General features: G+C 60.7%; 12 protein-coding genes. 9 read left to right on the plus strand and 3 right to left on the minus strand.

Going from position 1 to position 12,558, the window contains the following annotated elements:
* The first annotated feature begins 91 nt into the window (after nucleotides 1-91).
* From J5N58_RS13540 to phoB, 6 genes are all read left to right on the plus strand, one after another.
* A complete protein-coding gene (locus J5N58_RS13540; RefSeq protein WP_112827767.1) occupies nucleotides 92-1,117 on the plus strand; it encodes a PstS family phosphate ABC transporter substrate-binding protein in 1,026 nt (341 codons plus the stop codon).
* 170 nt (nucleotides 1,118-1,287) lie between these two features.
* Complete coding sequence (gene pstC, locus J5N58_RS13545) at nucleotides 1,288-2,775, plus strand: phosphate ABC transporter permease subunit PstC (protein ID WP_113444337.1); 1,488 nt, start codon at nucleotides 1,288-1,290, stop codon at nucleotides 2,773-2,775.
* Nucleotides 2,772-4,100, plus strand: coding sequence for a phosphate ABC transporter permease PstA (gene pstA, locus J5N58_RS13550; RefSeq protein WP_112827769.1), 1,329 nt, complete (start codon nucleotides 2,772-2,774; stop codon nucleotides 4,098-4,100). Before pstC ends, pstA begins: the two co-directional genes overlap by 4 nt.
* 13 nt (nucleotides 4,101-4,113) lie before the next feature.
* A complete protein-coding gene (pstB, locus tag J5N58_RS13555; RefSeq protein WP_112827770.1) occupies nucleotides 4,114-4,929 on the plus strand; it encodes a phosphate ABC transporter ATP-binding protein PstB in 816 nt (271 codons plus the stop codon).
* 48 nt (nucleotides 4,930-4,977) lie between these two features.
* Nucleotides 4,978-5,691: a phosphate signaling complex protein PhoU gene (gene phoU, locus J5N58_RS13560; protein WP_112827771.1), complete on the plus strand. Its 714-nt coding sequence runs from the start codon at nucleotides 4,978-4,980 to the stop codon at nucleotides 5,689-5,691.
* A gap of 32 nt (nucleotides 5,692-5,723) precedes the next feature.
* A complete protein-coding gene (phoB, locus tag J5N58_RS13565) occupies nucleotides 5,724-6,407 on the plus strand; it encodes a phosphate regulon transcriptional regulator PhoB (protein WP_112827844.1) in 684 nt (227 codons plus the stop codon).
* A gap of 102 nt (nucleotides 6,408-6,509) precedes the next feature.
* Here the strand turns inward: phoB and J5N58_RS13570 are convergent, their stop codons facing one another.
* Nucleotides 6,510-7,034 carry a GcrA family cell cycle regulator gene (locus J5N58_RS13570; RefSeq protein WP_244711168.1) on the minus strand — a complete coding sequence of 175 codons (525 nt, stop codon included), beginning with the start codon at nucleotides 7,032-7,034 and terminating at the stop codon, nucleotides 6,510-6,512.
* A 438-nt stretch (nucleotides 7,035-7,472) separates the two neighbouring features.
* Here J5N58_RS13570 and J5N58_RS13575 point away from each other — a divergent pair, with 438 nt between their 5' ends.
* The 3 genes from J5N58_RS13575 (at nucleotide 7,473) to J5N58_RS13585 (ending at nucleotide 10,734) form a co-directional block, all read left to right on the plus strand.
* The gene (locus tag J5N58_RS13575) at nucleotides 7,473-8,675 is read left to right on the plus strand and encodes an aspartate aminotransferase family protein (RefSeq protein ID WP_244711170.1); all 1,203 of its coding nucleotides are present in this window, start codon (nucleotides 7,473-7,475) and stop codon (nucleotides 8,673-8,675) included.
* 12 nt (nucleotides 8,676-8,687) lie between these two features.
* Nucleotides 8,688-9,605, plus strand: coding sequence for an ornithine carbamoyltransferase (gene argF / locus J5N58_RS13580; protein ID WP_113338337.1), 918 nt, complete (start codon nucleotides 8,688-8,690; stop codon nucleotides 9,603-9,605).
* A 139-nt stretch (nucleotides 9,606-9,744) separates the two neighbouring features.
* Nucleotides 9,745-10,734, plus strand: a complete 990-nt coding sequence (locus tag J5N58_RS13585; protein ID WP_113338336.1) for an Hsp33 family molecular chaperone — start codon at nucleotides 9,745-9,747, stop codon at nucleotides 10,732-10,734.
* 28 nt (nucleotides 10,735-10,762) lie between these two features.
* Here J5N58_RS13585 and apaG read toward each other — a convergent pair whose 3' ends face one another.
* Nucleotides 10,763-11,155 carry a Co2+/Mg2+ efflux protein ApaG gene (gene apaG, locus J5N58_RS13590; protein ID WP_112827776.1) on the minus strand — a complete coding sequence of 131 codons (393 nt, stop codon included), beginning with the start codon at nucleotides 11,153-11,155 and terminating at the stop codon, nucleotides 10,763-10,765.
* A 205-nt stretch (nucleotides 11,156-11,360) separates the two neighbouring features.
* Nucleotides 11,361-12,545, minus strand: a complete 1,185-nt coding sequence (locus tag J5N58_RS13595; RefSeq protein ID WP_113437202.1) for an O-succinylhomoserine sulfhydrylase — start codon at nucleotides 12,543-12,545, stop codon at nucleotides 11,361-11,363.
* Nucleotides 12,546-12,558 lie beyond the last annotated feature (13 nt).

Here is a 12,558-nt window from a genome sequence, read left to right on the forward strand (position 1 = left end):
ACAGGGTCTAAGAAGGGCCTGCCGATCGCGACGACAATGAATGCCGTTGGCGGTCGCATCGACACACAAGCCCACTGACGGGAGATTTTGTATGAACATCCTCAAGATTTCGGTTGCAGCCCTGGTTGCCTCCGTCGCCTTCGCTGGCGCCGCTGCTGCTCGCGACCAGGTGCAGGTCGCTGGCTCCTCGACCGTTCTGCCCTATGCCAAGATCGTCGCTGAAACCTTCGGCGAGACCTTCTCCAACTTCAAAACCCCGGTTGTTGAGTCCGGCGGTTCGTCCGCAGGTCTCAAGGAATTCTGCAAGGGCGTTGGCGCTGAAACGATCGACATTGCCAATTCTTCGCGCAAGATCAAGGATTCCGAAGTCGAGGCCTGCAAGGCTGCCGGCGTGACGGAAATCCAGGAAGTCAAGTTCGGCTATGACGGTATCGTCTTCGCCGTCGATGCTTCCAACAAGGATCTCGCGCTGACCCCGGCCGACATCTACAAGGCTCTGGCCGCTGAAGTCGTCGTTGACGGCAAGCTGGTTGCCAACCCCTACATGAAGTGGTCGGAAGTCAACAAGGATCTGCCGGACGTTGAAATCGCAGCCTTCATTCCGGGCGAAAAGCATGGCACCCGTGAAGTCTTCGAAGAAAAGGTTATGGCCCACGGCTGCAAGGACACCGGCGCACAGGACGTAATCAAGACGCTGGTCGACGAAAAGACCGCGCCGAAGAAGTGCATTGCTGTTCGCAAGGACGGCAAGGCTGTCGATATCGACGGTGACTACACCGAAACGCTCGCTCGCATCGACGCCAACAAGACCGCTGTCGGCGTCTTCGGCCTCTCCTTCTATGAAAACAACGCCGACAAGCTGAAGGTCGCCACCATCAGCGGCGTCAAGCCGAGCGTTGAAACCGTCGCTTCCGGCGAATATCCGGTTTCCCGCCCGCTGTACTTCTACGTCAAGAAGGCCCACCTCGGCGTGATCCCGGGCCTGAAGGAATACGTTGAGTTCTTCCTCGACGATCAGATGGTTGGCCCGGAAGGCCCGCTGGCTGCTTACGGCCTGGTACCCGCCCCGGATGCAGAGCGCGAAGCCGCTCGCACCCAGTTTGCCGAAGGCAAGTAATGAGAATTCCCGGCGCGGCGTTTTCGCCGCGCCGGTTTCTTTCGTGAATACTGTGGCCGTCCCGCTAATGCTCCGGCCTGGGCCGCTGGCCCATTTTTTAAGTCGTGATCAGGTGAAACTTCGAGCAACGGACGCATGGTGGTCAGGCCTGCAGGTCCGGGGAAGTGACGATGAGTACATCTCTTCTGCTGCTGATAGTGATCGTCATAGGCATCGTCGCCTATGTGATCGGTTCCTCGAGAGCCGCAAGTCTCGCTGCGGGCAGGCCCTCCAGCCTTCATTCCCGTTACGGCTATCATGGCGCATTTTCTGCGCTTGTTGCCATATTGCCCGCCGTTCTGCTGCTGGCCGTTTGGGCTGCAGTCACGCCGGCCATGGTCGAAAGCCGCGTCGCCGCGACTTTTCCGGAAGAGGTCAAGGCGCTGCCCGAAACGACGCGCAACCTCAACTACGGCATGATCTCGTCGATTGCGAACGGTCTGCGTCGGCTTGACGACAACGGACGTGCTGCGGTTGAGACTGCAGCTCCGGCCGAGATACGCGCGCTGCTCGCAGAACGCGGTGTCGCGATCGCCGATGATCCGCAGCCCTACATGGTGACGGCCGCGAAGGCGATGATTGAGTTCGCCGACACCAATCGTCTCGCCATGGTCGTCGCCGTGATAGCCGTCGCCGTCATCGGCGCAATCGTCAGCCAGCGCCTGATCGCCCCCCGTTTCCGCGCACGCAATCGCGTCGAACAGATGATGCTCATCGGCCTGATCGTCGCATCGTCGATCGCGATCCTGACGACCGTCGGCATCGTGCTGTCCATGCTGACCGAGGCGATCCACTTCTTCCGCATGGTTCCGGCCTGGGAGTTTTTCTTCGGAACAGTGTGGGACCCGCGATTTGCGGCCGCCGGTTCGACGGACTCCTCCGGTCAGTTCGGCCTGCTGCCGCTTCTGCTGGGCACGCTTTACATCGGCTTCGTCGCCATGCTGTTTGCGGTGCCCGTCGGCCTGTTTTCAGCCATCTACATGGCCGAATACGCGACCCCGACGGTCCGCTCCATCGCCAAGCCGCTGCTGGAAGTCCTGGCAGGCATTCCGACGATCGTCTACGGCTTCTTCGCGATGACCACCGTCGGTCCCTTCCTGCGCGACCTTTCGGCTCAACTCAGCGGTCTTGCGACCGGCAACTATGTCAGCTTCATTCAGGCGCAGAGCGTTCTGACCGCCGGTTTCGTCATGGGCATCATGCTCATCCCATACGTTTCCTCATTGTCGGACGACATCATCACCGCGGTTCCCCGCGCGCTGCGTGACGGTTCGCTCGGCCTCGGCGCCACGCGGTCGGAGACAGTCAAGCGCGTCATCCTTCCGGCTGCTCTTCCCGGCATCGTCGGCGCCTTGCTGATGACCGCATCCCGCGCTATCGGCGAAACCATGATTGTGGTGCTCGCCGCCGGCGTTGCTGCCCGCATGCAGCTCAATCCGTTCGAACCGATGACCACAGTGACCGTCAAGATCGTCAACCAGCTCACTGGCGACCTCGAGTTCACCTCGCCGCAGACGCTGGTGGCTTTCGCCCTCGGCATCACGCTGTTCGTCATCACGCTTTGCCTCAACATCTACGCGCTCTACATCGTGCGCAAATACCGGGAGCAGTACGAATGAGCCAGGTCGTCACCCCCGCCTCGACTGCGGTCTCCGGCGCCGCCAGAACCTCCGGACGCCGCGATATCGGCATCAAGCGCCGCTATGCCGCAGAACGTCGTTTCCGTGCCTATGGCGTTGCCGCCATCGCCTTCGGTCTGCTGTTCCTGTTCCTCCTGCTGTTCTCGGTCGTTTCCAAGGGCTATACGGCTTTTGAACAGACGATGATTACCGTTCCGATCGAGTTTTCGGAAAAGGTCATCGACCCGAATAACAAGCGGGCAGAAAACCCGAATGTGTTGCAGATGGCGAATTATCCGCTTCTGGCAAGGGATGCGGTCGCCAAAGTCCTCGGTGTCGATACGAGTGATCGCGTCAAGGCGCGCGCCGTTCAGGACATGCTGTCCGACAGCGTTCGCGTGGCATTGCGCGATATGGTTCTTGCCGATCAATCGCTGATCGGAAAGACGGTTCCGGTGACCCTGCTTGCCAACGCCAACATCGACTCCGCCTACAAGGGCCAGATCGATCTGTCGGTTGCCGAGCAGAACCGCAAGGTTTCCGACCAGCAGCTCGCATGGATGAACCAGCTCGCCGAAAGCGGCGCGCTTGCCGGACACTTCAACACCGGCATTTTCGTGAACGGCGCATCCAGCCGTCCGGAAGCGGCGGGTGTCGGGGTGGCACTCATCGGTTCGGCCTACATGATGCTGATCGTCCTCGTGCTTTCGCTGCCGATCGGTGTCGCGGCTTCAATCTACCTTGAAGAGTTTGCCCCGAAGAACCGCTTCACCGACCTGATCGAAGTGAATATCAACAACCTTGCTGCCGTCCCCTCGATCGTATTCGGTCTTCTTGGTCTTGCGGTGTTCATCAACTTCATGGGCCTGCCGCGTTCGGCCTCGATTGTCGGCGGTCTCGTGCTGACGCTGATGACCTTGCCGACCATCATCATTGCCACGCGTGCGGCTTTGAAGGCCGTGCCGCCGTCTATCCGCGCTGCCGCGCTCGGCCTCGGCGCTTCGAAGATGCAGACGGTCTTCCATCATGTGCTGCCGCTTGCCATGCCGGGCATTCTGACCGGCACGATCATCGGCCTGGCGCATGCTCTCGGTGAAACGGCACCGTTGCTGCTGATCGGCATGGTGGCTTTCGTCGCCAACTATCCAGGTACGCCGCTCGAGCCGTCGACCGCCCTTCCGGTGCAGATCTACCAGTGGGCGAACGAGGCGGAGCGTGCTTTCGTCGAACGTACATCGGGAGCGATCATTATTCTGCTCCTGTTCCTTCTGGTAATGAATGTGGGCGCAATCCTGTTGCGGCGACGCTTCGAACGGCGCTGGTAGAGGGAGAAGAGACATGAACATGATGTCGGAATCAGCAGTTGAAAAGGCGCTGGATCAGAAAATGAGCGATGTGAACTACAAGATGATTGGCAAGGACGTCTCGGTTTACTACGGCGAGAAGCGCGCGCTTTTCGACGTGAACCTAAACGTTCGCGAGCATACGGTAACCGCGCTCATCGGCCCTTCGGGCTGCGGTAAGTCGACCTTCCTCAGGACGCTCAACCGCATGAATGACACGATCGACGGTTGCCGGGTCACCGGCAAGATCACGCTCGACGAGATGGACATCTACGATCCGTCCATCGATGTGGTCGAACTGCGCGCCCGCGTCGGCATGGTTTTCCAGAAGCCGAACCCGTTCCCGAAGTCGATCTACGAGAACATTTCCTACGGCCCGCGCATCCATGGTCTCGCCAAGTCGAAGGCCGATCTCGACCAGATCGTCGAGACCAGCCTTCAGAAGGCCGGCCTCTGGAACGAGGTGAAGGACCGCCTCCATGAGTCTGGCACCGGTCTCTCCGGCGGCCAGCAGCAGCGCCTGTGCATTGCCCGTGCAGTCGCCGTCAGCCCGGAAGTCATCCTGATGGACGAGCCTTGCTCGGCACTCGATCCGATCGCGACCGCCAAGGTCGAGGAACTGATCCACGAGCTCAGAACCAACTTCACGATTGTCATCGTGACGCACTCCATGCAGCAGGCGGCCCGCGTTTCCCAGCGCACGGCGATGTTCCACCTCGGTCTGCTGGTCGAGGAAAACGATACCGACAAGATGTTCACCAATCCGGACGATCAGCGCACGCAGGACTACATCATGGGCCGCTTCGGCTGATGTCGCCGCATCCGGTGATCGATCTTCCATTTCAAGGATACCAAGAACATGTCTTCATCGCATATCTACTCGGCCTATGACGAGGAACTGAAATACCTGATGCGCCGCATCTCCGAGATGGGTGGGCTTGCCGAACAGATGGTGGGCGACAGCATTCGCGCGCTTGTCAATTCCGATGCCGCCCTTGCCCAGAAGGTCATTTCCGACGACGTCATCATGGATGCCGCCGAGCGCGAGATCGGCGACAAGGCGATCGTCACCATCGCCCGCCGCCAGCCGGTTGCAGCTGATCTTCGCGAGATCATCGGCGCGCTCAAGATTGCCAATGACCTGGAGCGGGTCGGCGATCTCGGCAAGAGCAACGCCAAGCGCGTCATGGCCGTTCAGGCCACCGGCGTTCCGCGCAAGCTCGCCCGCGGCATCGAGCATCTGTCGGAGCTTGCGCTCGTGCAGCTCAAGGAAGTGCTCGACGTCTACACGACACGCTCGGCCGAAAAGGCCAAGTCGATTCGTGATCGCGACGAGGAGATCGACGCCATCTATACCTCGCTCTTCCGCGAGCTTCTGACCTACATGATGGAAGATCCGCGCAACATCACCAGCTGCACGCATCTTCTGTTCTGCGCCAAGAACATCGAACGGATCGGCGACCATGCCACCAATATCGCTGAGACGATCTACTACATGGCGACCGGCGCTCAGCCGGAAGGCGAGCGCCCGAAGGAAGACCTGACAGCTACCGTCGGCGCCATCGCCGAGTGAGCCGTCGGTCCTGAGAGAGGTAGTTGAAGTCGATGTTGCCCAAGATTGCTGTCGTTGAGGACGAAGAAGCACTGAGCGTGCTTCTTCGTTACAATCTCGAGGCTGAAGGTTACGAGGTCGAGACCATCCTGCGTGGCGATGAAGCGGAGTTGAGGCTGCAGGAGCGGGTTCCCGACCTGCTCATCCTCGACTGGATGCTGCCCGGTGTCTCGGGCATCGAGCTTTGCCGCCGGTTGCGTATGCGGCCGGAGACGGAACGTCTGCCGATCATCATGCTGACGGCCCGCGGCGAAGAAAGCGAGCGCGTGCGCGGTCTGGCGACCGGGGCGGATGACTATGTCGTCAAGCCGTTCTCGACCCCGGAACTGATGGCGCGTGTCAAGGCCATGCTGCGCCGCGCACGTCCGGAGGTCCTCTCCAGTGTCTTGCGTTGCGGCGATATCGAACTGGACCGCGAGACCCATCGGGTTCATCGCAAGAGCCGCGAAGTCCGGCTTGGGCCGACCGAATTCCGTCTGCTGGAGTTCCTGATGGCTTCCCCCGGGCGCGTTTTCTCGCGTTCCCAGCTTCTGGACGGCGTCTGGGGCCACGACATCTATGTCGACGAACGCACGGTCGACGTGCATGTGGGTCGCCTTCGCAAGGCTCTCAACTTCTCGAATATGCAGGATGTGATCCGCACCGTGCGCGGCGCGGGATATTCCATGGAAGCCTGATTGGGTTTTTCCAGGATCACATTGCGGATACGTTGTGACAGACAAAAAACGGGCCGAAAGGCCCGTTTTTACATTTCCGGTTTTGTCCGAAGACGCCGGACTTTATCGAGCCGACCTACGCCTGTCGCCAACCGGCTGGTAGGCGAGCTTGGCGTGATAGTTGCAATAAGGGGAATTATCGGACGACTCGCAGCCGCAGAAATGGAAATCGTCCTTCATAGGATCGCCGATCGGCCACTTGCAGGTGCGTTCCGTGAGTTCCGTCAGCGCCAGACGCCGGGAAATCGGCACGACCACGTTGCTCGCCGGAGCGATATCGATTTCCTCGATGCCTTCGATCTCGATTTCTTCCTTGAGCATGTTGGCGCCGGCAGGCCGCGCAACGGTGCGGGTGGTGACGCGCGGCGCATAGTTCTGGGCGCGGGGCGGCGTCGCCGTGCGCTTTGCCGTCCGCGTCGTCGCGACGCTGCCGCCGGCCTTGGCGCGGCCCGGAAGGCTGAGGCGGTGAACTTTGCCGATAACGGCATTGCGGCTCACTCCGCCAAGTTGCGCGGCAATCTGGCTCGCGCTCAAGCCTTCGGCCCAAAGCCGCTTCAGCTTTTCTACTCGCTCATCCGTCCAGTTCATGCCATTTTCTCCGCCGGTCGCAATTCGTGCTGGCAGAATCCCTCGCCGTTGCTTCGGAAAATTCCGAAACAAAACTGCCTCGATACTGTCGGTGACTAATTCCGCCGCATGCAATTTCTTTATTGGTTCTTAACCTAGTGTGAGGCTGACTCCGTGACAAGAGTCGGCGGAATCATCGGGAATCGATTTCGAAGTTTTCCCCAACTTGCTACCGAGGCGCGATCGTGTTCGCCCATGCGCCGCTTGGCTCTGTCCCTCGACTCCGAGTGGCGAAAATTCCGCTTTTCCGCGGTGTTTCGTTGACAGGGAGGGGCGAAATGACGATAGTGCAGCCGCCGCCGCAAGGCGGCATTTTTGATTTTTTGGACCCGGCGGAACAGGGGTTCCGGTCGGTCCGCACCCGAAAAGACAAAAGCTCTTCGAAAGGAGTCTTTCGCTATGGCCGAGGCCTCTCCGCTTTATCAGACTTACATGCGCGCTCCGCTGCGTTTCGAGCGAGGCGAGGGCGTGTGGCTGATTACGGAAAACGGAGAGCGATATCTCGATTTCGCAGCGGGTGTCGCCGTGAATTCGCTGGGCCACGCCCACCCTCATCTCGTCGGCGCATTGCGTGAGCAGGCCGATAAGGTCTGGCATCTTTCGAACCTCTATGAGATCCCAGGCCAGGAAAAGCTCGGCAAGCGCCTGACCGAGGCGACCTTTGCCGACCGGGTGTTTTTCACGAATTCCGGTGCAGAGGCGCTTGAATGCGCCATCAAGACGGCCCGCCGCTATCAGTTCTCCAAGGGACATGGCGAGCGGTTCCACATCATCACTTTCGAAGGCGCCTTCCATGGCCGCACGCTGGCGACGATTGCCGCTGGCGGCCAGGCGAAATATCTCGAAGGCTTCGGCCCCAAGGCGCCGGGTTTCGATCAGGTGCCTTTCGGCGATCTGGAAGCTGTGAAGGCGGCGATCACCGACGAGACGGCGGCGATCCTCATCGAGCCCGTTCAGGGCGAGGGAGGCATCCGCACCGCGCCTGCCGGTTTCCTGCGGGAACTGCGCAAGATCTGCGATGACAACGGTCTTCTCCTGATCTTCGACGAGGTCCAGTGCGGGATCGGCCGTACAGGCAAGCTGTTCGCCTACGAATGGACGGGTATCACGCCTGACATCATGGCCGTGGCAAAGGGCATTGGCGGCGGGTTTCCGCTCGGCGCCTGCCTTGCGACAGAAGACGCTGCCTCGGGCATGAAGGCCGGCACTCATGGCTCCACTTATGGCGGCAATCCGCTTGCCATGGCAGTCGGCAATGCCGTTCTCGATGTCGTCCTCGCCGACGGTTTTCTCGAACATGTGCGCGACGTTGCGCTCGTCTTCCGCCAGGGTCTTGCCGAGCTCAAGGACCGGTTCCCCGGTGTCATCGAGGAGATACGCGGCGAAGGCCTTATGCTTGGCATCAAGGCGAAGGTGCCTTCCGCGGAACTGCTGCAGGCGATGCGCGACGAGCATATCCTCGGCGTACCGGCGGGCGATAACGTCATCCGCCTTCTGCCGCCGCTTGTCGTCACGACCGAGGATGCCAGGGAGGGGCTGAACCGCATCGGCCTTGCGGCGGAAAAGGTTCAGACGACACTCGACACGACTGCCCGGATTTAAACAGGTAACAGCATGGCCGCTCCCAAGCATTTTCTCGATCTTTCGGCAGTCAATTCTTCCGACCTTCGGCAGATTCTCGAAGACGCCAAAACCCGCAAGCAGGCCACGAAGGCCGGCACGGCTGACAAGCCGCTGGCCGGCAAGATGCTGGCGATGATTTTCGAAAAGCCGTCCACCCGCACGCGCGTATCTTTCGATGTGGGCATGCGCCAACTCGGCGGCGAAACGCTGTTCCTGTCCGGAACCGAGATGCAGCTTGGCCGTGCCGAAACCATCGGCGACACAGCCAAGGTTCTCTCGCGCTACGTCGATGCCATCATGATCCGCACGACCGATCATTCCCGGTTGCTGGAAATGGCGGAGCATGCAACCGTTCCCGTCATCAACGCGCTGACGGACAGCACGCATCCCTGCCAGATCATGGCGGATGTCATGACCTTCGAGGAGCATCGCGGCCCGATCAAGGGCAAGACCATTGCCTGGACGGGTGATGGCAACAACGTGCTTCATTCCCTGGTCGAAGGCGCCGCCCGCTTCGGTTACCGCATGAACATGGCGGTGCCGCTCGGTTCCGAGCCCGACGATAAGTTCCTGAACTGGGCCCGCAACAATGGCGGCGAGATCATGTTGTGCCATGAGGCCGAACGGGCCGTCGACGGAGCCGACGCGGTTATCACCGACACGTGGGTGTCGATGAACCAGGAGCATAAGGCGCGTGGGCACAATGTCTTCCAGCCCTTCCAGGTCAATTCGTCGCTGATGAAGCGCGCTTCGGCTGATGCGCTGTTCATGCATTGCCTGCCTGCCCATCGCGGCGAGGAGGTGACCGACGATGTGATCGACGGGCCGCAATCCGTAGTGTTCGATGAAGCGGAAAACCGTCTCCATGCCCAGAAGGCGATCCTTGCGTGGTGCCTCGGCGCCATCTGAGTACATGACGTGCCGGAGCGTTGTTTAACGGGATTGTGCCGGCCATTCGCTTGACCTTGTTGTGCAAGGACCCCATTTGTGCCGAAAATGGGGTGTTCGCCCCGCATCTTTATGCGCCTCGGCGCCAGGAGTTCATGACATGCAAAGCAGGCCTGCCGAACTCGGCGAATTCGGTTTCGCCGGAGACGACCGCGTTGTCCCCTTCCAAGTGGAGGGGCTCGATGTGCGCGGCCGAGCCGTACAGCTCGGTCCCTTGCTCAACACAATTCTCGGACGGCACGACTATCCGCAGCCCGTGGCGCAGTTGCTTGCGGAAGCGATCGTCCTGACGGTTCTGATTGGAACCTCTCTCAAGTTTGAGGGCAAGTTCATCGTCCAGACGAAGAGTGATGGCCCGGTCGATCTGCTCGTCGCCGATTTCTCGACGCCGGAGAACCTGCGTGCCTATGCGCGGTTCAATGAAGAAGCGCTGGCGGAAGCCATTGCCGCTGGCCGCACCTCGCCGCAGGAGCTTCTCGGGACGGGCGTTCTGGCCTTTACCATCGACCAGGGCAGTTTCATGCAGCCCTATCAGGGCATCGTGCCGCTGGACGGGGCCTCGCTTGAAGATATAGCCGGCGTTTATTTCCGCCAGTCGGAGCAGATCCCGACCCGCGTGCGTCTCGGCGTGGCCGAACTGTTCGATCGCGATGGGGAAGGGCGTCCGCGCCGCGGCTGGCGGGCCGGCGGCCTGATTGCGCAATTCCTTCCCGAAGCGCCGGAGCGAATGCGTCAACCGGACCTGCACGGTGGCGACGGCGATAACGGCGAACGGGCATTCTCCGAAGACGATTCCTGGTCGGAAGCCCGCATGCTGGTCGAGACGATCGATGCGGACGAACTCACCGATCCGCAGGTCGGGATCGAACGCCTGTTGTTCCGCCTGTTCCACGAGCGCGGCGTTCGGGTCTACGAGCCGCAGGCTGTCTATGATCGCTGCAGTTGTTCGCGTGAAAAGGTAAAAGGCGTGCTGAAGGGATTTTCCGAAGACGAGATCGCCTCCAGCTCTGAAGATGGCAAGATCACCGTCACCTGCGAGTTCTGCTCGACAGTGTATCACTATGAGGCGGAAGAGGTTCGCGACGCCTGAGGAGGCCGCTCTGCGGCCTGTTCAGAGGTTAGTTAAGGATGCGCTGCATGCCCGGTGCGTCGAGCGAGAAGGCGGGGATGGCGACGTCGAATTCGTCGCCGTCGTCCGTTTCCATCCGATAGTGGCCGAACATCATGCCGGATGGAGTGTCCAGCGGGCAGCCCGAGGAATACTCGTAGGTGTCGCCGGGCCGCAGACGCGGCTGTTCGCCGATCACGCCCGGTCCGCTGACCTCGTCGACCTGACCGTTCTGGTCGGTGATGTGCCAATAGCGATGGGTAAGCCGGACAGGCACCTTGGAATGATTGGCGATCACGATCCGGTAGCCCCAGACATAGCGACTGTCATCCGGATCGGATTGCTCCTCCAGATAGTATGGCTCGACGCAGACCTCTATATCTCGTGTCAGGGCGCGATACATGCACCAGACCTTCTTAATGCCTCACTTACCATAGCTTACAGCAAGCGGCCCGGCTCTGGAATTCAATAATGCCGGAAAGGTTACCGGCTGCCTTGGGTAACGTCGTTAACGCTAATGGTTGCGCGGTGAAACCGTTCCGGGCGAATATGCTGGAACCGCCCGGAAGTGCCGCGTCGGCGGCCTTTTGGCCGCCGGGCTTGATGCCTCAGGCGGGTACCGACTTCAGCGCGCGGGCGAAATCTTCGAGAAGGTCGTCCGTGTCCTCGATGCCGCAGGAAAGACGCAGGGTGCCGCCGGAAATCCCGAGTTCGGCACGAGCCTCCTCGGTCAGGTTCTTGTGGGTAGTGGTGGCCGGATGGGTAATCAGGCTCTTGGCGTCGCCCAGATTGTTGGAGATCTTCACGACCTCAAGGGCATTCTGGAGCGCGAACGCGGCAGCCTTGCCGCCCTTGAGTTCAAGTGCGACAAGCGTCGAGCCACCCTTCATCTGCTTGGCGACGATATCGGCCTGCGGGTGGTCGGCCCGACCCGGATAGATGACCTTGGCGATCTGCTTCTGCTCGGCCAGGAAATCGGCTATGCGCGCAGCGTTGCGGGCCTGCTGGCCGATACGCAGCGGCAGCGTCTCGACGGCCTTCAGCAGCGTCCAGGCGTTGAACGGCGACATGGACGGGCCGGTGTGGCGGAAATAGTCCTGGAAGTTCTCCTCGATCCATTCCTTGCTCGAAAGCACAACGCCGCCGAGGCAGCGCCCCTGTCCGTCGATATGCTTGGTCGCCGAATAGACGACGACATGAGCGCCGAGTTCGAGCGGCTTCTGGAACAGCGGCGTTGCAAAGACGTTGTCGACAACGACCTTCGCTCCGATCTGGTTGGCAAGCTTTGCCACCCCGGCAATGTCGACCACTTCGAGCGTCGGATTGGTCGGGCTTTCGAGGAACATGACCTTGGTATTGGGACGGATCGCCTTTTCCCAGTTTTCCAGGAAGCGTCCGTCGACGAGCGTGCATTCGATGCCGTATTTGGGGGCGAGCGTTTCGACCACCCAGCGGCAGGACCCGAACAGGGCGCGTGCCGCAACGATATGGTCGCCCGCCTTCAACTGGCAGAGGATGGCGCCGGCGACGGCGGCCATACCGGAAGCGGTGGCGCGGGCTTCCTCGGCGCCTTCGAGCAGGCACATGCGCTTTTCGAACATGTCGTTGGTCGGGCTGCCGTAGCGGGCATAGATGAAGCCGTCATCCTCGCCCTTGAAGCGGGCTTCCGCCGCCTCCGCCGTTTCGTAGACGAAGCCCTGGGTGAGATAGATCGCCTCTGAGGTTTCGCCGAACTGTGAACGGAGGGTTCCGCCATGCACCAGCTGCGTTGCCGGACGCCAGTTCTTGCTCATGCCATGCGCCTTT

The sequence above is a fragment of the Paenirhizobium cremeum genome (assembly GCF_022884085.1).
Taxonomy (GTDB): Bacteria; Pseudomonadota; Alphaproteobacteria; order Rhizobiales; family Rhizobiaceae; genus Allorhizobium; species Allorhizobium cremeum.

Excerpts from the sequence above, each read along its gene's own strand:
- apaG (WP_112827776.1), bottom strand. The coding sequence starts at position 11,155 with ATGTATCGCGCCCTGACACGAGATATAGAGGTCTGCGTCGAGCCATAC.
- J5N58_RS13575 (WP_244711170.1), top strand. The coding sequence starts at position 7,473 with ATGGCCGAGGCCTCTCCGCTTTATCAGACTTACATGCGCGCTCCGCTG.
- phoB (WP_112827844.1), top strand. The coding sequence starts at position 5,724 with ATGTTGCCCAAGATTGCTGTCGTTGAGGACGAAGAAGCACTGAGCGTG.
- pstC (WP_113444337.1), top strand. The coding sequence starts at position 1,288 with ATGAGTACATCTCTTCTGCTGCTGATAGTGATCGTCATAGGCATCGTC.
- J5N58_RS13595 (WP_113437202.1), bottom strand. The coding sequence starts at position 12,545 with ATGAGCAAGAACTGGCGTCCGGCAACGCAGCTGGTGCATGGCGGAACC.
- J5N58_RS13585 (WP_113338336.1), top strand. The coding sequence starts at position 9,745 with ATGCAAAGCAGGCCTGCCGAACTCGGCGAATTCGGTTTCGCCGGAGAC.
- J5N58_RS13570 (WP_244711168.1), bottom strand. The coding sequence starts at position 7,034 with ATGAACTGGACGGATGAGCGAGTAGAAAAGCTGAAGCGGCTTTGGGCC.
- phoU (WP_112827771.1), top strand. The coding sequence starts at position 4,978 with ATGTCTTCATCGCATATCTACTCGGCCTATGACGAGGAACTGAAATAC.
- J5N58_RS13540 (WP_112827767.1), top strand. The coding sequence starts at position 92 with ATGAACATCCTCAAGATTTCGGTTGCAGCCCTGGTTGCCTCCGTCGCC.
- pstA (WP_112827769.1), top strand. The coding sequence starts at position 2,772 with ATGAGCCAGGTCGTCACCCCCGCCTCGACTGCGGTCTCCGGCGCCGCC.
- argF (WP_113338337.1), top strand. The coding sequence starts at position 8,688 with ATGGCCGCTCCCAAGCATTTTCTCGATCTTTCGGCAGTCAATTCTTCC.
- pstB (WP_112827770.1), top strand. The coding sequence starts at position 4,114 with ATGAACATGATGTCGGAATCAGCAGTTGAAAAGGCGCTGGATCAGAAA.